Annotated in this window: 25 protein-coding genes; 20 read left to right on the top strand and 5 right to left on the bottom strand. The window is 67.0% G+C overall.

Translation table 11 applies throughout. From position 1 onward, the window contains the following. The first annotated feature begins 24 nt into the window (after positions 1-24). The 12 genes from ACH34T_RS38760 (at position 25) to ACH34T_RS38705 (ending at position 11,988) form a co-directional block, all read left to right on the top strand. Positions 25-1,662: an ABC transporter substrate-binding protein gene (locus tag ACH34T_RS38760; protein ID WP_396025976.1), complete on the top strand. Its 1,638-nt coding sequence runs from the start codon at positions 25-27 to the stop codon at positions 1,660-1,662. Further along, a complete protein-coding gene (locus ACH34T_RS38755) occupies positions 1,659-2,633 on the top strand; it encodes a quinone oxidoreductase family protein (RefSeq protein WP_396025975.1) in 975 nt (324 codons plus the stop codon). The genes ACH34T_RS38760 and ACH34T_RS38755 overlap by 4 nt, the downstream gene beginning before the upstream one ends. A 101-nt stretch (positions 2,634-2,734) precedes the next feature. Beyond that, the gene (locus ACH34T_RS38750) at positions 2,735-3,940 is read left to right on the top strand and encodes a CaiB/BaiF CoA transferase family protein (RefSeq protein ID WP_396025974.1); all 1,206 of its coding nucleotides are present in this window, start codon (positions 2,735-2,737) and stop codon (positions 3,938-3,940) included. Between the two features lie 11 nt (positions 3,941-3,951). Continuing rightward, positions 3,952-4,554, top strand: coding sequence for an isochorismatase family protein (locus tag ACH34T_RS38745; protein WP_396025973.1), 603 nt, complete (start codon positions 3,952-3,954; stop codon positions 4,552-4,554). After that, a complete protein-coding gene (locus ACH34T_RS38740; RefSeq protein ID WP_396026029.1) occupies positions 4,554-5,492 on the top strand; it encodes a hydroxymethylglutaryl-CoA lyase in 939 nt (312 codons plus the stop codon). The genes ACH34T_RS38745 and ACH34T_RS38740 overlap by 1 nt, the downstream gene beginning before the upstream one ends. A gap of 45 nt (positions 5,493-5,537) precedes the next feature. Then, on the top strand, positions 5,538-6,281 hold the full coding sequence (locus ACH34T_RS38735; protein WP_396025972.1) for an arylmalonate decarboxylase: 744 nt from the start codon (positions 5,538-5,540) through the stop codon (positions 6,279-6,281). A 57-nt stretch (positions 6,282-6,338) separates the two neighbouring features. Further along, the gene (locus tag ACH34T_RS38730; protein WP_396025971.1) at positions 6,339-7,121 is read left to right on the top strand and encodes a putative hydro-lyase; all 783 of its coding nucleotides are present in this window, start codon (positions 6,339-6,341) and stop codon (positions 7,119-7,121) included. A gap of 124 nt (positions 7,122-7,245) precedes the next feature. After that, a complete protein-coding gene (locus ACH34T_RS38725; protein ID WP_396025970.1) occupies positions 7,246-8,016 on the top strand; it encodes a GntR family transcriptional regulator in 771 nt (256 codons plus the stop codon). 10 nt (positions 8,017-8,026) lie between these two features. Then, the gene (locus tag ACH34T_RS38720) at positions 8,027-9,127 is read left to right on the top strand and encodes an ABC transporter permease (RefSeq protein ID WP_396025969.1); all 1,101 of its coding nucleotides are present in this window, start codon (positions 8,027-8,029) and stop codon (positions 9,125-9,127) included. Then, complete coding sequence (locus ACH34T_RS38715) at positions 9,124-9,990, top strand: ABC transporter permease (protein ID WP_396025968.1); 867 nt, start codon at positions 9,124-9,126, stop codon at positions 9,988-9,990. Before ACH34T_RS38720 ends, ACH34T_RS38715 begins: the two co-directional genes overlap by 4 nt. Continuing rightward, a complete protein-coding gene (locus tag ACH34T_RS38710) occupies positions 9,987-10,979 on the top strand; it encodes an ABC transporter ATP-binding protein (RefSeq protein WP_396025967.1) in 993 nt (330 codons plus the stop codon). Before ACH34T_RS38715 ends, ACH34T_RS38710 begins: the two co-directional genes overlap by 4 nt. Further along, positions 10,960-11,988 carry an ATP-binding cassette domain-containing protein gene (locus ACH34T_RS38705; protein ID WP_396025966.1) on the top strand — a complete coding sequence of 343 codons (1,029 nt, stop codon included), beginning with the start codon at positions 10,960-10,962 and terminating at the stop codon, positions 11,986-11,988. The genes ACH34T_RS38710 and ACH34T_RS38705 overlap by 20 nt, the downstream gene beginning before the upstream one ends. A gap of 760 nt (positions 11,989-12,748) precedes the next feature. Here the strand turns inward: ACH34T_RS38705 and ACH34T_RS38700 are convergent. Beyond that, on the bottom strand, positions 12,749-13,549 hold the full coding sequence (locus tag ACH34T_RS38700; protein WP_396025965.1) for a hypothetical protein: 801 nt from the start codon (positions 13,547-13,549) through the stop codon (positions 12,749-12,751). 378 nt (positions 13,550-13,927) lie between these two features. On the opposite strand from ACH34T_RS38700, the gene ACH34T_RS38695 reads away from it, so the two are divergent. Then, the gene (locus ACH34T_RS38695) at positions 13,928-14,143 is read left to right on the top strand and encodes a hypothetical protein (protein ID WP_396025964.1); all 216 of its coding nucleotides are present in this window, start codon (positions 13,928-13,930) and stop codon (positions 14,141-14,143) included. An 839-nt stretch (positions 14,144-14,982) separates the two neighbouring features. Here the strand turns inward: ACH34T_RS38695 and ACH34T_RS38690 are convergent. After that, positions 14,983-16,473 carry an ABC transporter substrate-binding protein gene (locus ACH34T_RS38690; protein WP_396025963.1) on the bottom strand — a complete coding sequence of 497 codons (1,491 nt, stop codon included), beginning with the start codon at positions 16,471-16,473 and terminating at the stop codon, positions 14,983-14,985. A 386-nt stretch (positions 16,474-16,859) separates the two neighbouring features. Between ACH34T_RS38690 and ACH34T_RS38685 the strand changes: the two genes are divergently transcribed. The 4 genes from ACH34T_RS38685 to ACH34T_RS38670 all read left to right on the top strand — a co-directional run bounded on the left by ACH34T_RS38685 (position 16,860) and on the right by ACH34T_RS38670 (position 18,992). Next, positions 16,860-17,546, top strand: a complete 687-nt coding sequence (locus tag ACH34T_RS38685) for a GntR family transcriptional regulator (protein ID WP_396025962.1) — start codon at positions 16,860-16,862, stop codon at positions 17,544-17,546. A gap of 154 nt (positions 17,547-17,700) precedes the next feature. Then, on the top strand, positions 17,701-17,895 hold the full coding sequence (locus ACH34T_RS38680; protein WP_396025961.1) for a hypothetical protein: 195 nt from the start codon (positions 17,701-17,703) through the stop codon (positions 17,893-17,895). 83 nt (positions 17,896-17,978) lie between these two features. After that, on the top strand, positions 17,979-18,752 hold the full coding sequence (locus ACH34T_RS38675) for a hypothetical protein (RefSeq protein ID WP_396025960.1): 774 nt from the start codon (positions 17,979-17,981) through the stop codon (positions 18,750-18,752). 45 nt (positions 18,753-18,797) lie between these two features. Then, entirely contained in the window at positions 18,798-18,992 is a 195-nt protein-coding gene (locus ACH34T_RS38670) for a hypothetical protein (protein ID WP_396025959.1), read from the top strand. A 127-nt stretch (positions 18,993-19,119) separates the two neighbouring features. Here ACH34T_RS38670 and ACH34T_RS38665 read toward each other — a convergent pair whose 3' ends face one another. Continuing rightward, positions 19,120-19,338 (bottom strand): hypothetical protein, encoded by a 219-nt coding sequence (locus ACH34T_RS38665; protein ID WP_396025958.1) that lies wholly within the window; start codon positions 19,336-19,338, stop codon positions 19,120-19,122. Between the two features lie 149 nt (positions 19,339-19,487). Between ACH34T_RS38665 and ACH34T_RS38660 the strand changes: the two genes are divergently transcribed. Next, positions 19,488-19,628, top strand: a complete 141-nt coding sequence (locus tag ACH34T_RS38660) for a hypothetical protein (protein WP_396025957.1) — start codon at positions 19,488-19,490, stop codon at positions 19,626-19,628. Positions 19,629-19,724: 96 nt separating this feature from the next. Here ACH34T_RS38660 and ACH34T_RS38655 read toward each other — a convergent pair whose 3' ends face one another. Beyond that, positions 19,725-20,045 (bottom strand): hypothetical protein, encoded by a 321-nt coding sequence (locus tag ACH34T_RS38655; RefSeq protein WP_396025956.1) that lies wholly within the window; start codon positions 20,043-20,045, stop codon positions 19,725-19,727. Positions 20,046-20,079: 34 nt separating this feature from the next. Continuing rightward, on the bottom strand, positions 20,080-20,439 hold the full coding sequence (locus tag ACH34T_RS38650) for a YncE family protein (RefSeq protein WP_396025955.1): 360 nt from the start codon (positions 20,437-20,439) through the stop codon (positions 20,080-20,082). Positions 20,440-21,046: 607 nt separating this feature from the next. Here ACH34T_RS38650 and ACH34T_RS38645 point away from each other — a divergent pair. Then, positions 21,047-21,376 (top strand): DUF317 domain-containing protein, encoded by a 330-nt coding sequence (locus tag ACH34T_RS38645; RefSeq protein ID WP_396025954.1) that lies wholly within the window; start codon positions 21,047-21,049, stop codon positions 21,374-21,376. A gap of 97 nt (positions 21,377-21,473) precedes the next feature. Continuing rightward, positions 21,474-21,938 (top strand): hypothetical protein, encoded by a 465-nt coding sequence (locus tag ACH34T_RS38640; RefSeq protein ID WP_396025953.1) that lies wholly within the window; start codon positions 21,474-21,476, stop codon positions 21,936-21,938. Positions 21,939-22,157: the final 219 nt, after the last annotated feature.

The raw sequence follows: 22,157 nt of genomic DNA, 5'->3' as shown, positions 1-22,157 counted from the left end.
AACATCAGCGAGAGGTAGCACGACATGTCGAAGTTCTCCCGTAGATCAAACCTGTTCCTGGGGTCCGTGTTCAGCCTGACACTCGCCCTGGGCGCGTGTGGAGGTGGCGGGTCCGGAGGGAAGTCGGGGTCAGCCGACAGGACCTTCATCTGGGCGGCCGCGGGGGTCCCGTCGAGCCTGGACATCTGGCAGACCTTCGAGGGTGACGCCAGCCGTTACATGGGCGTCGAGTGGGGATCCACGCTCGTCGAGTACGACCCTTCCAAGACCGGGTCCAACGGGTGTGACCGTCTGACATCTTCGGACGGCGTGCGTCCGCACCTGGCGAAATCGTGGACCTACGACGGCAACCGGCTTCTTTTCACGCTGCGCGACGACGCCGTCTCCACCCACGGCAACAAACTGACCGCTGAGGACGTGGTGTGGAGTCTCCAACGTGCCCAGGAACTGGCTAGCAATGCTCGTTTCGTCCTCTCCTCGGCCACGGCAGTCAAGACCAAGAACGCCTTCACTGCGATTGATGACCACACCGTCGCCATCAGCCTGGATCGTCGCACGGCCCTCGATGCGGTCATCTTCACCTTTCCTCAACTGGCCGTCATCGACTCCCAGGAAGCGAAGAAGCACGCGACCGCAAAGGACCCGTGGGCGACGGAATGGCTCAAGACGAACGTGGCCTCGTTCGGCCCCTGGAAGCTGAAGTCATTCGGCCCCGGAAGCGAGGTGGTCTACGAACGCAACTCCGCCTACTGGGACCAGAAGGCTCTGGGTGACTACGACAAGCTGATCTTCAAGAGCGTGCCCGACCCGAGCACGAGATTCCAGCTCCTCAAGACCGGCGGGGCGGACTACGCGGAGAAGCTCAGCTTCGACCAGTACAAGTCCCTCAAGTCGGAGAGGGGGTCGGTCCAGGTGCAGAACTGCGTGTCCGCCAACCGCGACACCCTGATGCTCAACGAGTCGTTCGCGCCCTTCGCCAACCAGGACGTCCGCCTGGCGATCTCGAAGGCCATCGACCGTCAGAAGCTCACCGCCGGCGTCTACGGCGGTTACGCGACTCCGGCGGACCAGGGCCTTGGCTCGTTCTACTTCAAGTCCGGCACCGGCTCGCCCAGCTTCGCCTACGACCCCGGTCGGGCCAAGCAGCTATTGAACGCCTCGGGCAACGGCAACCTCAGCTTCAAGATCCTGGTCTCGCCGAGCCGGCCCGGTGCGTACGCCGAATCTCTCGCGGTCCAGTTGAAGGGGATGCTGGCCGATGTCGGTATCACCGCCAACATCGACGTGGTCGCCGGCGCCACGCAGTTCAGCGACGCCTACTACAAGGGGACGTACCAGGCCATTCTCTATAACGAGGCGCCGGCGATCGCCGACCCCTTCTATTCCGCGGCGCTCTACAACTCCGAGCGAGGGATCAAGACCTTCGGATACAGGAACGCCGCCTACGAGGCGGCCATCACGAGCCTGCAGCAGACCGTGGACCCGACCCGGCGCGAAAAGGTAATGGGTCAGGTGGCCAAGGTCGTCGACGAGACGGTCCCGCAGGTCTATCTGACTGACAACCGTTACATCTACGCGATGCAGAGCTCGGTCAGCGGCTTCATGAACGCACCCAACGGGTCGCCCATGGTCTACCGGCTGAAGAACGGCGGCCGACCATGAGAGCAGTCGTGGCCGACAAGGTCGGGGGGCCGGAGGTCCTGCAGGTTCGTGACGTGCCCGTGCCGGAGGTCGGCCCGGGGGAGGTGCTGGTCCGAGTCCTCGCCGTAGGCGTCAACTACATCGACGTCTACCACCGGACCGGCCTCTACCCGAAGGACGTGAGCCAAGGTCTCGGGCTGGAGGGGGCAGGGGAGGTCGTGCAGACCGGGCACGAAGTGACTGCCTTCTCGACCGGCCAACTCGTGGGGTGGATCGGAGGTAAGGCCAGCTACGCCGAGTACTGCCTCCTCGCCGAGAGCGAACTCATCCCCCTGCCCGCGGGCACGGATCCCGAGCTGGCAGCGGGCGTCCTCCTTCAGGGACTCACCGCCCACGCGCTGGCGACGTCCGTTTACCCGATCGGGAAGGACGACCCCGTGCTGGTCCACGCTGCCGCAGGAGGCGTCGGGCAGATGTTGACGCAGATGGCGTGTATGCGTGGCGGCGTCGTCCACGCGACGGCGTCCAGCAACAGCAAGGCGCAGGCCGCGACCGACGCGGGAGCCACCTTCGTCTACGACTACGACGACTTCGTCGACGGCGTGCGGAAGAACACCGAACGCGGTGTCGCCGCGGCGTACGACGGGATCGGTGCGGCCACGGCGAGCCGGAGCCTGGACGCGCTGCGCCCGCGCGGCGTGCTCGTCGTCTACGGCGCCGCGGGTGGACTCCCAGAACCCTTGGACCTGCAGCGACTCAACGCCCAGGGTTCCCTCTACGTGACCAGGCCGACCGTCATGGAGTACACGAGCCGTCCCGGAGAGCGCGACTCGCGGACGGCGGACCTGTTCGACTGGATCGCCCGCGGCCGGCTGCGGGTGAACGTCGCGCGCCGGTACTCGCTCGACGAGGCCGCTCAGGCCCACAGAGACCTGGAGTCCAGGTCGACCATCGGCAAGTTGCTGCTCATTCCGCACGACTCCACCCGCTGAGACCCGCGGCGGCACCACAGGCGCTCGTGCCGAGCGCGCGACCTGCCGCCCGGCCCGGCCCGACCCCGCCAGGCCAGGCCAGGCCATCGAAAGGACACCACGTGACCCACTCCTCGCCGTTGCCATTGGAGGGCCTCCGAGTCATCGAGCTCGGACAGCTCCTGGCCGGCCCGTTCTGCGGGCAGCTTCTCGGCGACTTCGGTGCCGACGTCATCAAGGTCGAGGACCCGAGGCACGGTGATCCCATGCGCCAGTGGGGCAGGGAGCGGCCCTACGGCAAGTCGCTGTGGTGGCCGGTGGTAGCCCGCAACAAGCGCTCAGTGACCGCCGACCTGCGCGTGGCCGAGGGCCAAGAGCTGGTCCGGAAACTGTTGCGGGACGCCGACGTGCTCATCGAGAACTTCCGCCCCGGCACGCTGGAGAAGTGGGGGCTCTCCCCGGAGCGGCTGTGGGAGATCAACCCCGGCCTGGTGATCACCCGGGTGACCGGGTTCGGGCAGACCGGTCCGTACGCCGCCCGGGCGGGCTACGGGTCGATCGGCGAGGCGATGGGCGGTATCCGCTACACGACCGGCGACCCCGACCACCCGCCGGCACGCACGGGCATCTCGCTCGGCGACGGCCTTGCCGCGGTATTCGCGTGCATCGGGACCCTCGTAGCGCTGCGGGCGCGAGACACGACCGGGCATGGTCAGGTGGTCGACGCGGCCATCTACGAAGCGGTGCTCGCCATGATGGAGTCGTTGGTGCCGGAGTGGCAGGTCGGAGGCTACCAACGCGAGCGCACCGGCTCGGTCCTGCCGAACGTGTCGCCCAGCAACGTCTACCCGACCGCCGACGATCAGTCCATTCTGATCGCCGCCAACCAGGACACGGTGTTCAGGCGCCTGGCCGCGTGCATGGGTCGCGACGACCTCGCCACCGACGCACGGTTCAGCACTCACGCTGACCGGGGCACTCACATGGACGTGCTCGACGAGATCATCAGCGCGTGGACGCTGCGGTTCGGTGCCGGCGAGCTGCTCGACAAGCTGCACGACGGCGGCGTCCCAGCCGGTCGGATCTACCGGGCACAGGAGATGTTGGCCGACCCGCAGTTCGTGGCTCGGAAGTCGATCGTCACGCTCATGCACCCTGACTTCGGTGAGTTCGCGATGCAGAGCGTCGTGCCGCGCCTCTCGGGGAGTCCCGGGACCGTTCGTTCCATCGGGCCGGAGCTGGGGCAGCACAACCTGGACGTGTGGGGGAGCGAGCTCGGCCTGTCCTCTCCGGAGATCGAGAAGCTCCGGGAGGCCGGGATCATATGACGGACGACGTGGTGGCGGGCTTCGGCGGCCGACTTCAGCCCGGGCGGTCGCCGGTCGTGCTCGGGATCGACATGGTTCGCGCGTACTTCGAGCCGGGGAACGCTTTTTGCCTCCCGGTGTCGACGATTCTCGAAACGGCCCGTGCGGTGCTCGACTCGGCTCGCGCGAACGGCGTACCCGTCATCCACACCCGGGTCGAATACGGGCCCGGCGCTGCGGACGGAGGGCTGTTCGTCGCCAAGGTCCCGGCGCTGCGCCAGTTCGGCCCTGGTGCGGCCGCCGGCGCGATCGTCGACGCCGTGGCGCCCCTGGACGACGAGCTCGTCGTAGTCAAGCAATACGCGAGTGCGTTCTTCGGCACCTCGCTCAGCACGACGCTTCGCGTCCTCGGCTGCGACACCGTGGTGATCTTGGGTGTCAGTACCAGCGGGTGCGTCCGGGCCACCGCCGTCGACGCCGTCTCCTCCGGATTCGTGCCCCTGGTCGTGGAGGACGGCGTCGCCGACCGGGCCACGGCGCCGCACCAGGCGGCGCTGAGCGACATCCAGGCCAAGTACGGCGAAGTCGCGTCATCTTCGGCCGTTCTGGACTACCTCGGACAAGTGGGTGGGTGATGGTCATCGACCGTGCGACGATCCTCGAGGTGTCGCCTCGGGACGGTCTGCAGAACGAGCAGACGCAGTTGTCAACGGCGGAGAAGGTGGCCTTGGTCCACCGCGCCGTCGCCATGGGCGCCCGGCGCGTAGAGGTCAGCAGCTTCGTCAACCCGGCGCGGGTGCCCCAGCTGGCCGACGCCGATGCCGTCTTCGCCGGCCTGCGGCGGGAGCCAGGCGTCAGCTACGCCGCCTTGGTGATGAACGAACGCGGGGTGGAGCGAGCCGTCGCCGCCGGCGCCGACGAAGTCAACATCGTCGTCGTGGCGACGGACACCTTCTGCCGCCGCAACCAAGGCGTCGACACGAGCGAGGCTGCGCGGAACGCCGTACGGCTGGTGGACACCGCGCGGCGGGCAGGCCTCTTCACGACCATCACGATCGCCGCGGCCTTCGGGTGCCCGTTCGAGGGAGATGTGTCCGAGGCGCGGCTGGAGCACGTGCTGGCGAAGATCGCAGGTGCTCATGCGGACGAGGTGGCGCTCGCCGACACGATCGGGTGCGCCGTCCCCGGACAGGTCTCGGCCCGGGCCCGTCTGGCGCGCGGTGTCCTGGGCGACGACGTCACCCACCGCCTGCACCTGCACGACACCAGGAACACCGCCATGGCGAACTCGATCGCGGCGTTGGAGGCCGGTGTCGAGGTCCTCGACGCGAGCCTGGGCGGGACCGGAGGCTGTCCCTTCGCGCCGGCCGCGACCGGCAACGTCGCGACCGAGGACCTGGTCTACATGCTCGACCGGATGGGCGTGCGCACCGGCATCGACCTGACATCGGCCCTGGGGTCCGCACGGTGGCTTCTGGCGAACCTTGGCAGCTCCCGCGCGAGCGCTCTGGTAAACGCGGGCCCTTTTCCGCAACCAGGGCCGGACGACTGGTGCGTGCCGCTAGCCCCGTGAACCGGGCTCGTCCTTCCGTAAGCAATCTCCAGGAGAGGAGCAGGAATGCCGGATGCCGTCGGCCATCGGGCCAAGTTCGGCGTGATCGTCCCGTCGACCAACACGGTCGTGGAGCACGACTACAACGCGGTCTCGCCCCGTGGAGTCACCTTCCACGCCGGCCGGATGTACATCGAGCAGCCGGCGCTCGCGTCCGACCAGGACTTCGAGGGCTTGCTGGTCCAGATCCGCGCCTCGATCAACACCGCTATCCGCGACGTCATGACGGCCCAGCCGGACCACCTCGTCATGGGGATGTCGGCCGAGACGTTCTGGGGTGGCGTGGACGGGAACCAGCGGTTCGAGGACGCCGTCCGCGCCGCTTCGGGGCTGGCGGTGACCACGGGCGCCACCGCCACGTGCCACGCCCTGAAGACCCTCGGGGTGCAGCGGATCGCCTGCGTCACGCCGTACCAACCCATCGCCGACGCGGAGGTCGAGCGGTTCTACACCGAGTCCGGATTCGACGTGGTCGCGGTGAAGGGGCTCAAGTGCCCGAGTGCCACCGCCATCGCGGCCGTGACCGAGGACGAGCTGATCGCAGCGATGAAGTCCTTCGACATGGACGGCGTCGACGCCGTGGTCCAGGTCGGCACGAACCTTTCGATGCTGCGTCTAGCGCCGTACGCCGAGAGGTGGCTCGGTGTCCCCGTCGTGGCGATCAACGCGGCCACTCTCTGGCAGGCGCTGCGGTCCAACGGGTTCAACGATCGGTTCGACGGCTTCGGCACGCTGCTCCGCGACCACTGAGCCGCTCGACCGCACTTCACCGTCCCTACGTCCCTACCCACGCCCACAGGAGTACCTATGACAGCAACGCTCCCCGGCGCCCCCTCGCTGCCGGAGGAGGCCTGGTCGGCCAACAGGCTCAACGAACGCGTCACCAACACCGGCGGCATCTGCCCCGGGTACGTCCAGGCCAATCTGGCCATCCTCCCGAAGCGGGACGCCTTCGACTTCATGAGGTTCGCCCAGCGCAACCCTCGGCCCTGTCCGATCCTGGAGGTGACCGACCCCGGAGACCCGGAGCCCAAGCTGACCGCCCCGGGCGCCGACCTCCGCACCGACCTGCCGAGGTACGCCGTCTACCGGTCCGGGCAGCTCGTCGACACCCCCACGGACATCGTCGGCCTGTGGACCGACGACATGGTCGCCTTCCTGATCGGGTGTAGCTACTCGTTCGAGCACCTTCTCGTGGCGGAAGGTCTCCCGGCGCGGCACCTTGAGCAGGGAGTCAACGGCTCGGTGTTCCTCAGCAACATCGAGTGCGTGCCCGCCGGGAAGTTCCGCGGAAAGATGGTGGTCTCGATGCAACCGATTCCCGCGGGCCTCGTGGAGAAGGCGGTGGAGATCACTGCCGCGCACCCGGAGGTCCATGGTGGACCGGTCCACATCGGCGCGCCCGAGCAGTTGGGGATCCATGATCTTGCACAGCCGCAGTGGGGAGATGTCGTCCGCTTGGCGCCGGGGGACGTCCCGGTGTTCTGGGGATGCGGGATCACTCCGCAGCAGGCGGCGATCGAGTCGTGCGCAGAGTTGATGATCACCCACTATGCCGGTCACATGTTCGTCACCAGTCAACGCATCTGAAGATGAACGAATGTGGAGCTAAACCAATGCCCCGCACGGCGATCCCCCCAGGGTGCACCCGTTCGCGGGGGTGCGCCGGCCCGGCCCGCCCGGGTCTGCGCCCAGGTCCCGAGGAGTTGACGTCATGGCAGCTGTAGACCTCGTCTACGAGACTCTCCGAGAGCAGATCATCAGCGGCGTCCTGCCCCCGGGCGCCAAGCTGGGCGAGGAGGAGCTGGCCGCCTCCTTGGGCGTCAGCCGTACACCTGTGCGTGAGGCGCTGCGTCGTATCGCTTCCGAGGGACTGATCGAAACGGCCCCCAACAGGGGGTCGTGGGTGCGGACCTGGAGCGACGACGAGCTGAGATCGCTCTTCTCCGCCCGAGCGCTCCTCGAAGGCTACGCGGCACGGCTTGCGGCACCGCGGATCACCAAAGACGAGGTCCGGCACCTGAGCGCACTGTGCGACGCGATGGAGGCGGCCCAGCACCGGGACCTGGCGAGCGTGACCGCGCTCAACGACGAATTCCACACGGCGATCAGGGAGGCATCGGGAGACCCGGTCGTGCCCGGCTTGCTCGCCGGACTCATCCAGGTCCCGGTCGTGGCACGGACCTTCCGTAGCTACAACCCGGAGCGGATGGCGCACACCATGACACAGCACCGGGAGCTGGTGGCCGCTCTCGCCTCAGGCAGCACAGCCTGGGCCGAGGCGGCGATGAGCACACACGTCCTGTCCGCAGGAAATTGGCTGCTCAACCGGTACGCCGAAAGCCGGCTCCCTGCCGATGCGACGGGCGCTGCCGATGAGACGGGCGCTGCCGATGAGACGGGCGCACCGTCCAGTTCGGCGGTCGAGTCCCCGATATCGCCGACCACGGCGACCAACGGTGTCGAGCAAAGCCCCGGCGAGTGAGGGAGTACCCGTGACCAGCGTTGACGGACTCCGCGAACAGGCGGCAGCCGCCCCGCCGCAGGCCTCGGGCCGGCAGGCGCGCGCGCCGCGTTCGCGCTGGGCGCTGAGGTTGATCGTCAGGCGCCTGCTGATCCTGCCGCTCTCGCTGTTCATCTTGGTGACCCTGAGCTTCGGCCTCATCGAGCTCATCCCCGGGAACCCCGCGGTCGCCATCGCGGGGTCGGGAGCGACGCACGCCGAGGTTCAGAGGATCTCCACCCAACTGGGTCTGGACCGCCCCCTCGCTGAGCGATACCTGGACTACCTGGGCGACACGGTGCGCGGAGACCTCGGCACGTCGTACTTCAGCGGGCAAAGCGTCGCGACCGAGCTCAGGCACCGCATGCCGGCGACCCTGGAGCTGATCGTGCTGGGCCTGGCGCTCGCCAGCGGCGTCGGACTCGGTCTGGGGACGCTGATGGCCTATCGGGCTCGGGGGTTCTCGGCGCGACTGTCCAACTGGCTGACCTCGGTGCTGCAGTCCGCCCCCGACTTCCTTCTTGGGCTCCTGCTCATCTACCTCGTCTTCTTCAAGCTCGGCTGGGTGCCGTCGCCGGTGGGGCAGCTGGGGCTGGCCGATGAGAGCGTTGCCCCCAAGACCGGTTTCATGCTGGTCGACACGTTGCTCGCGGGTCGCGCCGACCTGTTCGCAAGCCATGTGCAGCACCTGGTCCTGCCGGTCGTCACCTTGGGACTCGTGTACGGCGCCTTCATGGCCCGGCTCACGGAGTCGTTGTTGAGCAAGGCGTTGCGAGCACCGCAGGTCGAGTTCGCGCGAGCCTGCGGACTGCGGGAGCGTGACGTCCTCCGCTACGCCGTGCTCGACGTCCGGGGCGCGCTGCTCACCTATGTGGCGATCCTCTTCGGCACCCTGATCGGAGGAGCGTCCATCCTCGACAGGCTCTTCTCGTGGCAGGGCGCAGGCGCGTGGGCCCTGGACGGCATCCTCAAGCTGGACGCGCCCGTGATCCAAGGCTTCATCCTGGCCGCCGGCGCGCTGACCATCCTTGCCTACCTGGCATGCGACGTCGCGTCCACACTGCTGGACCCGAGAGTGAGGGACGACCGATGATTCCCGAGGCCGTCCCGCGCGTCCTTGACCACCAGCCGTCGCGGATGAGGCGGCCCGGACGCCGAGGGCTCCCCATCTGGACCTCGGCTCCGGTCATCGTGGGTTCGCTGGTCCTACTGGGTCTGCTGCTGGCCTCGCTCTTCGCGCCGTTGCCTCACGACCCGGTGAGACCGGACGCGCTGAGCGTGTTGCGGCCCCCGAGCTGGGACCACATCTTCGGGACGGACCGCGATGGGCTCGACGTCTTTTCCCGCACGATCGCGTCCGCCTCCAGGGACGTTCCCCTGGCCCTGGGCGGGGCGTTGGTGTCCCTCCTCATCGGGGCTCCGATCGGGCTGCTGGTCAGCTTTCCCACGCGCCTGGCCGACTGGGTCATGCGCGCGCTCGACCTGTTCCAAGCCTTTCCCCTCGTCATCTTGGCCGTGGCCCTGGTGACGCTGACGGGCAACGATCTCCAGAACGTCGTCATCGCCATCATCATCATCAACGCGCCACGGATGATCCGGCTCGTCCGCACGGAGGCGCTGGTGCTGCGCAGTCGTCGTTTCGTTGAGGCGGCCCATGCGATCGGCGCGTCCCGTAGCAGGGTGCTGTTCCGCCACATTCTCCCGAACGTCACCGAGATCATGATCGCGCAGACGGCGCTCGCGGCGGCGCAGGCGATCGTCGTCGTGGCGGCGCTGAGCTTCCTGGGCGTCGGCGTCTCACCGCCCGACCCCACCTGGGGGCTCATGATCCAGAGCGGCTCGCAGCAGATCAGCACGGGACAGTGGTGGGTCGTGCTGTTCCCGGGGCTGGCGGTCGTCGTCGCCGTCAGCGCCTTCAACGCGATCGGCCGCGGTCTACAGGAGGCGCAGAGATGACGGTCCTGCTCGACGCGAGCAACGTCTCGGTCAACATCGACACGCCGCGCGGCGACCTGCACGTGGTGGAAGACGTGTCCTTCTTGCTTGGCGAGGGCGAGGTCCTAGGTGTGGTGGGAGAGAGCGGATGCGGAAAATCGACGACCGTCCGGTCCCTCATCGGTCTGCTGCCCCGAGGAGGCCGGGTCACCGGCGGCTCCGCGCTGTTCGACGGGGTCGACCTGTTCGCCCAGGGCCCGGCCTCGCTGCGTGCGATCCGCGGTGACCAGATCGGCTTCGTCGCCCAGAACCCCTTCGGGCTGCTCAACCCCGTGTTGCCGATCGCAAAGCAGTTCCGGACCTTGATCAGGGCGCACCGTGCGGGCCTGGGCAAGGCCGAGTGTGCGTCCATGGCGCGCGAAGCACTGCTTCGCACCGGGATCCACGAACCGGACCGAGTCCTGCACGGCTACGCCCACCAGCTCAGCGGCGGCATGGCCCAGCGCGTCGTGATCGCGATGGCCACGATCCTCGACCCGCGGTTGCTCATCTCGGACGAGCCGACCACTGCCCTCGACGTGACGATCCAGCGACAGGTTCTCGAGCTGATGCGCGATGTCGTCCGGCTCGGGAACCGCTCGATGATCCTCGTCACCCACGACCTGGGCGTTGTCGCGCAGTTCTGCGACACGGTCATCGTCATGTACTCCGGCAGTGTCGTGGAGAGCGGGAAGGTCGCCGACGTCTTCACGCACCCTGAGCATCCCTACACCCGCGGTCTGCTTGCGTCCGTGCCGGGCGGTGGGCGCGGCGAGACGCTCCCACCGGGCGGGCCCCCCGCGCGGTTCGAGCCGGCGCGCGGCTGCCAGTTCGCGCCCAGGTGCAGCAGAGCCGAGACGCTGTGCAGCGTCGAGCCGCCGCCCACCGTGTCGAGCCTGGACGGGGACCGGCGGGTCCGCTGCCACTTCGTGGAACTTGAGGAGGTGACCCATGGCGCACCTGCGGGTTGAGAACCTGACCAAGACCTTCCACGTCGGTGGCGAGTCGGTCCGGGCCGTGCGGGGCGTGTCGTTCACCATCGAACGTGGCAAAACCCTGGCGCTGATCGGCGAGAGCGGCTCGGGGAAGTCGACGGTGGGCAGGCTCGTGCTCCGGCTCGTCGACGCCGACGCCGGTCGGGTCCATCTGGGCGACGTCGATGTGCTCTCGCTACCGCCACGCCGGGTCCGCGCGCAGCGTCGCGAGATGCAGATCGTCTTTCAGGAGCCGTTCGAGTCCCTCAATCCGCGGATGCGAGTGGCTGACATCGTCGCCGAACCGCTCGTCATCCACGAGCGTGGGCTGACCAAGGACCAACGGCGGCAACGCGTGCGTGACGTGCTCGACGAAGTAGGACTGGTCGACTACGGCGATCGCTATCCGCAGGGACTCAGCGGCGGCCAGCAACAGCGGATCGGCATCGCCCGTGCTCTGATCACCAACCCCAGTTTCGTGGTGCTCGACGAACCCACCTCATCCCTGGACCTGTCGGTCCAGGCACAGGTGCTCGACGTGCTTTCCCAGGTGCAAGAGCGACACGGCCTGGCCTACCTGTACATCTCGCACGATCTGGCCACCGTCCGAGAGATCGCCGACGATGTGGCGGTCATGTACCGCGGCGAGTTCCGCGAGGTCGGTCCAGTTGCCGCCATCACGTCCGATCCGCGCGACCCCTACACGAGGCTGCTGATGTCCGGCTTCCTCAGCGTGGATCCGCGCGAGGCGCCGGCGCCGCTACAGAGCGCACCGGCTCGGCCGGGCGTGGACCTGAACGAGCCGGGTTGCGTGTTCCGCGCACGTTGCGTCCATGTCGCGGAGGAGTGCTCAGGCACCGACTTGTCCCTGTCTCCGGTCGGCGACACCAAGACGTTGCGACAGGTGCGGTGCGTCCGACACGACGAACTCGCCCCGGCTCCTGGTGACGTCCTGCGCCGTGGCGCAGACCCGACCAGCCCGTCACCCGACCGTGAAGAGCGCTAGGCCCATGACCACCGTGGCGATCCGGACGGAATCCGCTTTCGAGTTGTGCCCGCGCCTCCGTTGACCAAAAGGACCCGGCCGTTTGACCACTGACCCGGCACGCCGAGTTGAGCGGCGCCGCCGGTGGACTCGCCGCAGCGCGCCACTATCCGACCCGCTGCTCCGCTACGAATACCCATTTCTGGTAGGAGGTGAATCGGAAGAGGGTGGCCAGACCGGCGCCGATGCCGGAGGCGGCGTTGTAGCCAGGGGATCGTTTCGTCCGAGCGCATAGGTGACGAAGCTGCGGATTGTGTCCCCCGCTGGGCTGAGTCAAGGCTGACGGTGGAACCATCGTCTGGTCCTGCGAACCGCCAGCGCGCCCCGGAGGGCTGGTGACCCTTGCGGACGTATTTCGTAACTCACGAGGTTGCCCTGATCGGGTCGCCCTTCGCGCAAAGTTGATCGTTCACTGCTCGGTCGCATCTGCCGCCGGCGCGACGGCCTCATCCAGTGCGTCCAGGTACCTAACAAACATGAATGCCTTCGGTGCGCTCAGAGACGGACGGGCAGATCCGGACACACCAGTAGGGCGCGGACGCAGCGCTCGATCTCGTCGCGGATGGGATGGGGGCGACTGCACGCTCAAGCCGTCGGGTCGGCCACCAGTCAGTCCTGGTATCGCTTGCCCGGATAGATCGTGTAGACGTCGCCGACCGAAGTCACTCTTCTGCGGATGAGCGGACGTTGCGTTGCGCAGGCGCCTCACAGTCTTGATCGCCTACCACCGCCACCACGACCGCGGTCGACGACCGGTCAGCTCCTGCCAGGTGTCGCACGCTTCCTTCCAGGCAGCGTCAACTTCTCGTGCGGCCGCATCCCGCTCCTTGGTCACCTCGGCAAGCTTGCTGCTGGCCGCGGTCTCGTTCGCCGCGGTCTCGGTCTTGAACCGCTCGATCTCGGAGGCGATCTCGGCCGCTCGGTGCTGCTGATCCCTACGGAAGTCGTTGTCCTCCTGTACCTGGTTATGGATCCGGTCGACGAATTCTTGGACCTTCTCCTCCGAGAAAATGTTGCTGCGAGGGTACGGTATGGAGCACCTGCGTTTGTTGCGATCTATCAGCTTGATAAAGTTGTTATCCGTAGCAAATTTGATGTCGACCCTAAGGCCAGCCAACCACATCAGGTCGGGTGACTCCTGCTCTTCGGACGCCTTCTTTGCAATCAGGAGAGCGTGCTCATGCAGCCACAGCCGTCCCAAGGGATCTCCCACAGGCCTGCCTCGCGTCCACCGCAGAAGCTCCTCCCGTTTCCCGCTCAGTTCTCGGACGCGTTCCCGGCCGTTTGCCCTGATGGCCTCAACGTTGCGCTCTGCTGCCGCCACCCGCTTGCGGTTCTCGCTCTCGACTCTCTGTCTCCGTTTGCGAGCGCTGCGCACAGCCCGCCTCTTGTCACGGTATTCAAGGCCGAAGGTGTACTTCCACTCGACCGTGCGACATGGGTAGAGTACGAATTGACGTACCGCCCCAAGTATCCCGCCCACAATCGGTACAGAAATAAGAAGTAAGATCTTGACGTCCAAAGGTCATCCCCTCGTCTGCCCTGGGGGGCAGTGTTCCAGGCTGCCGGGCCGTTCGGATCCACTTCATGGCAATTCGTATTGCACCTCTGCAGATGGGCCGGCAGGACGTCCCCTCCAGGGGGCTCCATACCCAGCCGCGATGCAAGGGCAGACGACCGATCATCACCGGCCGGACATCCTTCTACCGCGTGGTGGGTGGTATTGATCCGGGCAGATGTCGGATCCATCTGGCCGGTGCGCCGAACGGCACCTGGACCCTTAACGATGCAGCGCGCCCACGTGGAGATGTACGTGCGGTGGCTACAGAAGGTCCGCCGGTTCCGGCCCGCTCCGGTGTCACGACGGCTGTCAGTGGTAGCCGGCTTCTACCGGACCTGCGTGATCGACGGGATCATCGAGCACTCGCCCGCCGACGACGTCCGCCGCCTCAACGTCTCACCCGAATCGCCCACGCTCGGGATATCCCATCTGCAATGCAAGGCCTTGCTGTCAGCCGCGCGCGCCTGGGCCAAGCGCAACGGCTTCGCGCCGGTGGCCATGCCCGCGCCTGCTTGGGTTGCGGATCTTCGAGGCCAGCAGCGCCTACATCGATGACCTGGGCGAGGAACATGGCCACGGGGACCTGCGCGTCGTTGGCAAGGGCACCCGGATGGTGTTGATACCTCTGCCGCCGGCAGTCGGCAGAGCCATCGACCATGCCACCGGGGAACGGTGGGACTGAGAACCAGTGCGGGGGCCGCCGTCCGGACGTGCTATCAGGGCAAGTGAACCCGATGGCCGAAGACCGGACGAATTGCGCCCAGCTCGAGCCCGGATCGAGCCGCCGAGCAGGCATCGAGCAACCGCGGGGGACGAAGTGGGGCATGCCGTGCGCTCGGCGAACCGGGCATTTTCTGTGTTTGTGCAGGTCACGGGTGGTGGACCCGCTCGAGCAGCCGTCCCCGTTCGAGAACCCGGACAACGTGGTCTTCGTGATGAAGGACGGTGTGGCGCACCGCGACCTGCTCACACCCCCGCCGCCTGAACCCACGAGCGATCTCCGGCCACCGAGAAATCACGGCAGCGGCCCTTGCTCGGCCCGGGCCTGCTCGGCCGTCCCGCTGGGGCTTGGGGCGTATAGGCCATGCACTGGGCTTAACCCGCGAACCCGCGAACCCGCGAGCAAGTGCGAAGCACATTCTTTGGATTCTCGTCGAGCTGCCCCTGAGGGTGTCACGGCGAGGGTCCGATTGGTGGCGCATCGTGGCAATCCCGTTCAACGTGTTCCGTCGTCGTTGGCGGCCAGGGTGTCCGCCCATGACTGTTCGGTCTGACCGACGCTCAGGGCGGACACCCCCAGCCACGACTCCGTGCTGCCGGAACGCGGGGATGCCCTCTCGTCCGTTCAGGGCGGAGGAAGGCGGCTCCCGTTCGCGGGTCGCCGTCCTACCGGCTCACTGGTCGATGGTGACCTTGCCGAAGTCGTACAGGTTCCCCGAGGGGAAGTCCGGGACGAGGCCGTGCACCTTCGAGGAGTACACGCTCACCGCGGGGTTCGACGCGGCGAGGATGCTCCCGCCCCGCTCGTACTCGATCTTCTTCATCCGCTTCTGGATCTCGCACTGCTCCTGTGCGTCGGACGTGGCGTAGAGCTTCTTGGCCAGAGATTCGAATTCCGGGTCGTGCCAGTGCTGGTGGTTGAAGGCGTCGTCCGTGCTGGTCGTTTCGTCCACGGCCTCCATGTAGAGACGCGTGTCGTAGCCGGTGTAGAACGTCCGCTGGCCCCACTTCTCGAGATAGGCGCCCAGCTCCATCTTCTTCACATTGATGGTCACGCCGATCTTCTTGGCCTCCTCGGCCAGGATCTGGACCAGCTGGAGCATGCCGGGCTTGTTCGCGGCGGTCTCCAGGTCGATGGTGAGGTCCGACTTGCCCGCTGCCGCGAGCAGCTTCTTGGCCTGGGGAAGGTTCTGTTCCCGCTGGGGGACGTTCGGGAGGCAGGAGTCGATGCCCATGTGGTCGTTCGCCAGCACTCCGAGGCCGTCGAAGGCGTTGGTGAGCGCGAGCTTGCGGTTCATGATCAGTTGCATCGCCTGCCGGACGCGCACGTCGGTGAAGGGCGGCTTGTCGACGCGCATGTTGATGCTGACCTTCAGGACGTTGTCGCTCTTCATGACCTTCAGGCCCGGTGTCTTCTCGATGGTCGGCAGCGAGGTCTGGAGGATGTTGGTGCTCGCGTCGATCTGCCGGCCGATCAGCGCGTTGGTCGAAGCTTCCACGCTCTTGAAGCTGATGACCCTGACTTTGTCGAGCTTGGCCTTCGGCCCCCAGTAGCCGTCGAACCTCTTGACTTCCGTTTCCCGCCCGGGGGTGAACTTGGAGAGCATGAACGGACCCGTCCCGATCGCCTGCTCGGGCTTGGAGCCCTTCCTGTCGAAGATGATGTTGCTGTTGGTGACGGCGAACTGGAACGCCCCGAACGGTTTGGGCATCTTGAACTTCACCGTCAGGTCGTCGACCTTCTCGATGCCCTTCGGGTCGATGAAGTCGATGTAGTTGCGCTCGATGAGCGCGTTCTTCTTGTCGAGGACGCGCTGGAAGACCGCGATGACGTCGTCCGCGCTGAACGCGCTTCCGTCGTGGAACTTGACGTTCGGACGGAGCTTGACCGTCCATTCGGTGTTGTCCTTGTTGTGCGTGATGCCGGTGGCGAGCGCCCACTGGTAGCCGCCGTCCTTGGTGCGGTGGGCGAGCGGCTCGAACATCGCGGCGTTGCGTACGTAGAAGTCCTGCGACCGCAGGTTGGAATAGGCGCCGAGAGTGGAGATCGTGCTGGCGACCACGCCGACGCGCAGCATGCCGCCGGACGAGCCCCCTCCTCCGTCCGACGACGATCCTGACGAGCATGCGGCCACGAGGCCGACGGCCATGGCGGAGGCCACCATTGGCGCGAGCATCCGGGGATGTCTCCTGTGTCCCTTGCCGACCATTCGACTCAACATCCTTCCTCCTAAGAAAGACGCTGGTGCGGGTGGGATCGGAGCTCTTGCCCGGAACGAGGCCGGTGGGCGTCCGTGGGTGCCGTGCTCCGCGAACGTGCGCGAACAGAAGGTCGTTCTGTCCGGCCAGGTCTGGCTAGTTTGTATGACGTACGAAAGCAGACGTACTATGCCGCGTCAATATCGAAACCGGACAGGGTCTGCTGAGAGGGTCGCAGTGTCGCTTATGAACATTGATTACGTCACACAACTACCGTGTGATACACCCGTTGGAGGTTGACCTTGACATTGGCGTATGACTAACTTACGTCATACAAAAACGAGGAGAAGGCATGTCAGAGCCCGGACCGGACCTGCGGATCGACCGCCCTGCGGAGACCGTGCCGCAGCTCGTCGTGCGCAGGGTCCGGCAGGCCATCCTCGAAGGCACGCTGGCGCCCGGGCGCCGGCTCACCGAACGCGAGCTCATGGAGCTCACCGGCGTGAGCCGTACCTCCATCCGCGAGGCGGTCCTGCACCTGCAAGCGCTGGGCCTCGTTGAGACCTCGGGCCGCAAGGGCGTGCGAGTGGCGGTGCTGGGCAGCGACGACGTCCGGCAGCTGTATGAGGTGCGGGCGGCGCTGGAGTCCGAGGCCGCATCGCTGTTCGTCCAGCGCGCCACCGACAGCGAGGTCCTGGAGCTGGTCAAACTCACCCGGCCGGGCAAGAGCGATGATGAGGACCAGCTCTCCTCGATCTACCATTTCGACGAGTTGTTGCTGGCGGGGGCGAGGAACGCCCTGCTGACGTCCACTCTCGCGCCGTTGCACGCGCGCATCCACGCGCTGCGCCGGTTGTCGCTCAGCATTCCGGGACGGCGGGAGCAGTCCGAGCAGGAGTACCGCGACCTCGTCGCGGCGATCACCGACCGCGACGCCGACCGCGCCGCCCAGCTCGCCCGGTACCACGTTGCGGCCGCGAAGGAGGCGGCGCTGGCTGCCATCGCGAAGCTGGAAGAAGGACGAGTTGCAGGGGCATGAGCGACCGGAGGGGACGCATGCGGAGCGAGTCGGCTGACATCGCGATCGTGGGCGTAGGGCAAGGCTTCGGGCAAACGGACTTCCGCGCGCTCTACGCCGCCACGGATCGGCCACGGACGCCTACGCCCCGGCGGCCGGCGCCTACGTCGGCCTGATGTACCAGCGCTACCGGGAGATGTACGGCGCGGGCGAGGACGCGCCGGCGCCGCTGGCGATCAACAACCGCCGGCATGCCGCGCTCAACCCGGTCGCCGTCTTCCAGGACGAGTTCACCCGCGAGGACTACCTGAAGTCCCGGTCCCGGTGCATCCTCAAGTTCGCCGTTGAGCCCCTGGAGGCCGTCGCATGAGTACGCACGCGAGCGAACCGCTCGTCCCGCACGAGGATCCCGGCGGCGACCTACCGCCGGGCCGTGCACACGAACGGAGCGCAATGATCGCGACACCCTTCTCAAGCGAGTTCCTGTACTGGATCTCGCTCGACTTCCGCAGCTCGGACCCGGCGGACGTCGCGCGCTTCAACCGGTTCTACGACGAGACGCACATCCCCGAGGTCCTCGACAGATATCCGGGCTTCGCCGCCGCGCACCGCTATGCCCTCCACCGGCCAGACCCGCGGGGTGACTTCGGCGGAGGGTACCTGGCGGCCTACGAGGTCGAGGACGAGCAGGCGGTCACCGAGTACCTCGCCGCGACGACCGCTGACGAGAGCCCCCGTCCCCACTACTCGGCCGACCCGCCGCTCTGGCCGGAGTTGCTCACCCATCGATGGCGGGTCGTCTACGAGAAGGTCGCGGAGACCGCGCCCTCGACGGGCACCCCGGACATGATCTACATCATCGGGATCGACCCGCCCGCCGACATCGGCGACGGACTGGCCGAGTTCGACGCCTTCTACACCAACACGCATATGCCCGAGGCAGTGGCCAACGCCGGCTTCAGTCGCGGGACCAGGTACAAGGTGCGGCGCACACTCGAGCATCCGGATCCCGGCTGCCCGTTCTACCTCGTCGTCTACGAACTTGCGGGCGACACCGACGAGCTGGTCGCCGAAACGCAGCGCAAGTTGGGGAGAGAGGGCCCCTGGTGGACTCCGGGCCCCGCCTCTTGGACCAGACACACGACGCCGTGGCGGCTCTGGTACCGGAACGTCGCGTTCATTCCACGGCCGCCATCACCGGGCGGGGCGACCGTCCGGCAACCTTGAGAAGGGGAGGCGTGTTGGACCTGGCGCACCACTGTGTGCGGCCTGGTGGACGAACGCATCGGCGACTGGGCCCGCCTCAGCCGACTGGTCTTCGTCCGCACACTCACCTACACCCCGTCCCGGGAGATCAAACGCTCCGACCTGCGCGCGTGGCTGTCCACCGGCACCAGACTCGACACCATCGCCGACGTCCGCCTACCCAACCGCACCCAAGAGGGGCATCAGCGGCCGCGCTATTGAGCACGGTCAGGTGCATTGTCCGGCTAGGGCCGTGCCGACTAGGGCCGTGCGGGCGAGGGCCGTGCCGGACGTTCCGAACAGCCGACGTAGGTGTGGTCGCGCAGCCGTGCGGTCATCGGGTCGCTGGTCAGGAATGCGAGGTACTCAAAGTCAGGCCGCGCGGCTGTCCTGCGGCGTAGAGGTACTCGGTCGCGACGAAATGATAGGGGCCGTTCAGTGTTGCCGAGCGGGTGACAGCGTTGCCGTCGACGTTGAGGGTTCTCACTTTCGGGAAGTAGGTGAGCGCGTCGGTTTCGGCGTATCCGATGGCGTTCGGGGTGCGGTCGATGTAGGTGAGCAGGTCCATGGTCGTGTTCACCGTGCAGGCCACCGGTGCGCTCTGAGGATCGGTCGGGCATGCGGCCGAGGCCGGAAAGTCGGTATTCCGGGTGCCCAGGACGGTCCGGGTGGCGGCGCAGGTCGTCCAGACCGGGGCCGCTCCCTACAGCGGCGATTGTGATCGACGCGCCGGAGCAGGCGTTCTCGTATTCGTTGGCCACGTTGTGGGCGATCGAGGCGAAGGCGGTCGAGCCCTGGACGGTCAGCGCCCCGATCGCGCATATGGGATCGGGGGTGATGGCCCGGTTGGCCAGATAGATCCCACCGGTGAGACCGAACAGCAGGAGTAGAACGGCACCCACCGCAATCACCTTGAACCAGTAGCGACAGTTGTGGGGTCTGCGCTGCTGGATCTCACTGCCCCGGCACAGTGCCGCCGTCGATGATCTGGTAATTGCGGTCGTAGGACGCGCCGTACCTCGAGGCCAGCTCTTTGAACAGGACCAGCAGCTTGAAACCCGCGCCTTGGTTCAGCGAGAAGACAGGCAGGACGATCTCCGACCGGCCATCGGGGGCTGCATCTCCTCGCCGGGGGTGTCGATGGTCTTTCGCCGCACGTGCTCCGAATCGCGGACCTTTAAATGGACGACCTGGCGTCCCGGGGAACTGGAAGGACAGCGGAAGGGCGAAGTCGCTCTCCACGATGTCGTCCCGGCCGGCGCGCGAATCGTTCAACGACGGTTTCAAATTTTCCGACGCCGCCCCGCTGTTAACCGGCAAGCGACTGGCGGGCGGTCTCCTTGAGGGTCTTGGTGTCGATGGCGGAGATCGCGTCGCCGGCGGCCAGCGCGACGTACAGCGTCTTGCCGTCGGCCGACGGCACCATGCCGCTGGCGCCGTGCCGGCCGTCGATCGTCTTGCGGACGTGGCCGGAGTAGTCGGCGACGACGACCGCGTTGGTCGAGGCGCCGCCGGTGATGAACACCCGTTTGTGGGCGTCGTCGACGACGATGTCGGCGAAGACCGGCAATGGCAGCGGTCCTCCGCCGGCCGCCGAGGCCGAAACTGCGGCGGCGACCAGACCGAGACCGGCGGTCAGTGCGACCAGTCCCGTGGCGACCTTTTTCATTCTTTCCGCCATACCGCGCAGAACGCTGTGCAGGGCCCTGCATAAGGGCATCGCTTGGGAACTCTTCGGACGGGATCTGCGCGCGGGGTCACCCGCGCATCCCGAAGGTCGCCGCAACACCCATGGCACGGCAAGAGCCCGTCAGGGTGATGGACGTTCGAGACCGCCCCGGAAGGGCACTTCTGATCTGGGAGGTCATGCAACTCCGCGGTCGGCTTACCCGCAGCGGCGGCCTCTTTTGGTAACTCCAGTCGACTCTGCGGTGCCGCCACGCCTGAGTCCGGCAGCGCGGGCTGCAGAAGATCGTCCCGGCCTGATGCTCCACGCCCTCCAGCCACGACCGCCCGCACTCCGGACAAGCATTCACCCGTTCCGGTGAGGGGTCCTGGATCGCCTCCACCCGGGCCCGCGTCCTCAACCGCAACCACCGATCCGCGCCCGGCACCCATCAGAGCAAAACCGCGCGTCCCGCCGCATCCGCCCTGGCAGACGCTCCCCACAGCTCGGGCAGCAACGCCCGTCGGTCACCGGCACCCCACCACGATGACCACCACATCCCACACGGCCGCTGGCCGGGCCGGGATCGCCCGTCACCGCACTCAACGTCTTGGCGCGCGCGGGATGGACCATCACCAACGACCGGAAGGCGAACGCGTACGCGTTCCCGCAGGAACGCCGCGTGCTCGTGGCGTTCCTGCCCGAGGGCAATGATCACGCCCCGAACGAAAAGCTGTGGGTGATCCGTACCTACGAGGACCTGCACCAGATCGTGTGGGAGGCCACCTTCTCCTCGGCCGCGCCCGCTGAGCTCATCGCCGCGTTCCTGACCGACCCGGCCAACCCCAAATCGCTCGACCCCGACCGCGAGGACGACGCCCCGGCCACCACCACCCTGCCCGTGTCCGGCAACGCATCACCCACGTCCGACGAGAGGTAGCCGACGCCTGGCGGCACGGGACCGGCTGGCTCAGCCCGTCCCGTGACGCTGCCCTACCGTGCCCGCCGAACCCGCGCCACAGGAAACGGAGCAACCCGTGCCAACACCCACGCCGAAGCAGCTTCTGGACACCCCTATGCCCTCCAATAGCGCCGACGCCGCCACCATCGGTGAATATCTCAAGAAGCTGCTGGTCACTGTGTGGCGCGAAGGCGAGTTCTTCTCACCGGTCAAACCGTTCGGCCGGGCCAGCTGGCAAACCGAGGTGCATACCGTCATGGCCCGCGCCGGTCACATCCTTGGCCTAGCCGACCCGTGGGGCCTGCTGGAACGGGCCGACACCGTCCACGCCAACGACCTGACCATCGACGCCATCGAGGCAGTGTCGGTTCTGCCCGGCGACCAGCGCGAACGGGACACGGTCAGCATCGTCGCCACGACCACCGCAATGTTCGAGGTGTACGAAAGTCTCATGGCCGCGGACGACGTGCCTGATACCGGCATGTCGACGGCGGAACAGATCTTGGACGCCTGGCGCGATTCCATCCAAGACCCGACCTAGCCCAGGGGACGCATGACCTTCGGCCTAGGTTCAACGCCAGGGCTCCGGCGTAGTCGGGTGGCGTCCGATTTGTGCTCCAGCGAGGCGACTTCGACAAGATCAAAACGGTTCGCGCAACCGCCATGCCAGGGGAGGTGGCGGCCTCCCCGCCACGATGCGAAACCGCTGCCCACCCTCCGTCCCAACCCTTGCCTCACCTATCGAAATTCGATAGATTGC

The organism is Actinomadura sp. 9N215 (assembly GCF_044326345.1).
Lineage (GTDB): Bacteria > Actinomycetota > Actinomycetes > Streptosporangiales > Streptosporangiaceae > Spirillospora.
This window is presented reverse-complemented; position numbering and strand designations above follow the sequence as displayed.

Bases quoted from the DNA above. Each gene is read 5' to 3' on its own strand.
- ACH34T_RS38760 (WP_396025976.1), top strand. From the start codon at position 25: ATGTCGAAGTTCTCCCGTAGATCAAACCTGTTCCTGGGGTCCGTGTTC.
- ACH34T_RS38755 (WP_396025975.1), top strand. From the start codon at position 1,659: ATGAGAGCAGTCGTGGCCGACAAGGTCGGGGGGCCGGAGGTCCTGCAG.
- ACH34T_RS38740 (WP_396026029.1), top strand. From the start codon at position 4,554: ATGGTCATCGACCGTGCGACGATCCTCGAGGTGTCGCCTCGGGACGGT.
- ACH34T_RS38735 (WP_396025972.1), top strand. From the start codon at position 5,538: ATGCCGGATGCCGTCGGCCATCGGGCCAAGTTCGGCGTGATCGTCCCG.
- ACH34T_RS38730 (WP_396025971.1), top strand. From the start codon at position 6,339: ATGACAGCAACGCTCCCCGGCGCCCCCTCGCTGCCGGAGGAGGCCTGG.
- ACH34T_RS38725 (WP_396025970.1), top strand. From the start codon at position 7,246: ATGGCAGCTGTAGACCTCGTCTACGAGACTCTCCGAGAGCAGATCATC.
- ACH34T_RS38715 (WP_396025968.1), top strand. From the start codon at position 9,124: ATGATTCCCGAGGCCGTCCCGCGCGTCCTTGACCACCAGCCGTCGCGG.
- ACH34T_RS38710 (WP_396025967.1), top strand. From the start codon at position 9,987: ATGACGGTCCTGCTCGACGCGAGCAACGTCTCGGTCAACATCGACACG.
- ACH34T_RS38705 (WP_396025966.1), top strand. From the start codon at position 10,960: ATGGCGCACCTGCGGGTTGAGAACCTGACCAAGACCTTCCACGTCGGT.
- ACH34T_RS38690 (WP_396025963.1), bottom strand. From the start codon at position 16,473: ATGGTGGCCTCCGCCATGGCCGTCGGCCTCGTGGCCGCATGCTCGTCA.
- ACH34T_RS38685 (WP_396025962.1), top strand. From the start codon at position 16,860: ATGTCAGAGCCCGGACCGGACCTGCGGATCGACCGCCCTGCGGAGACC.
- ACH34T_RS38680 (WP_396025961.1), top strand. From the start codon at position 17,701: ATGTACCAGCGCTACCGGGAGATGTACGGCGCGGGCGAGGACGCGCCG.
- ACH34T_RS38675 (WP_396025960.1), top strand. From the start codon at position 17,979: ATGATCGCGACACCCTTCTCAAGCGAGTTCCTGTACTGGATCTCGCTC.
- ACH34T_RS38665 (WP_396025958.1), bottom strand. From the start codon at position 19,338: ATGGACCTGCTCACCTACATCGACCGCACCCCGAACGCCATCGGATAC.
- ACH34T_RS38650 (WP_396025955.1), bottom strand. From the start codon at position 20,439: ATGAAAAAGGTCGCCACGGGACTGGTCGCACTGACCGCCGGTCTCGGT.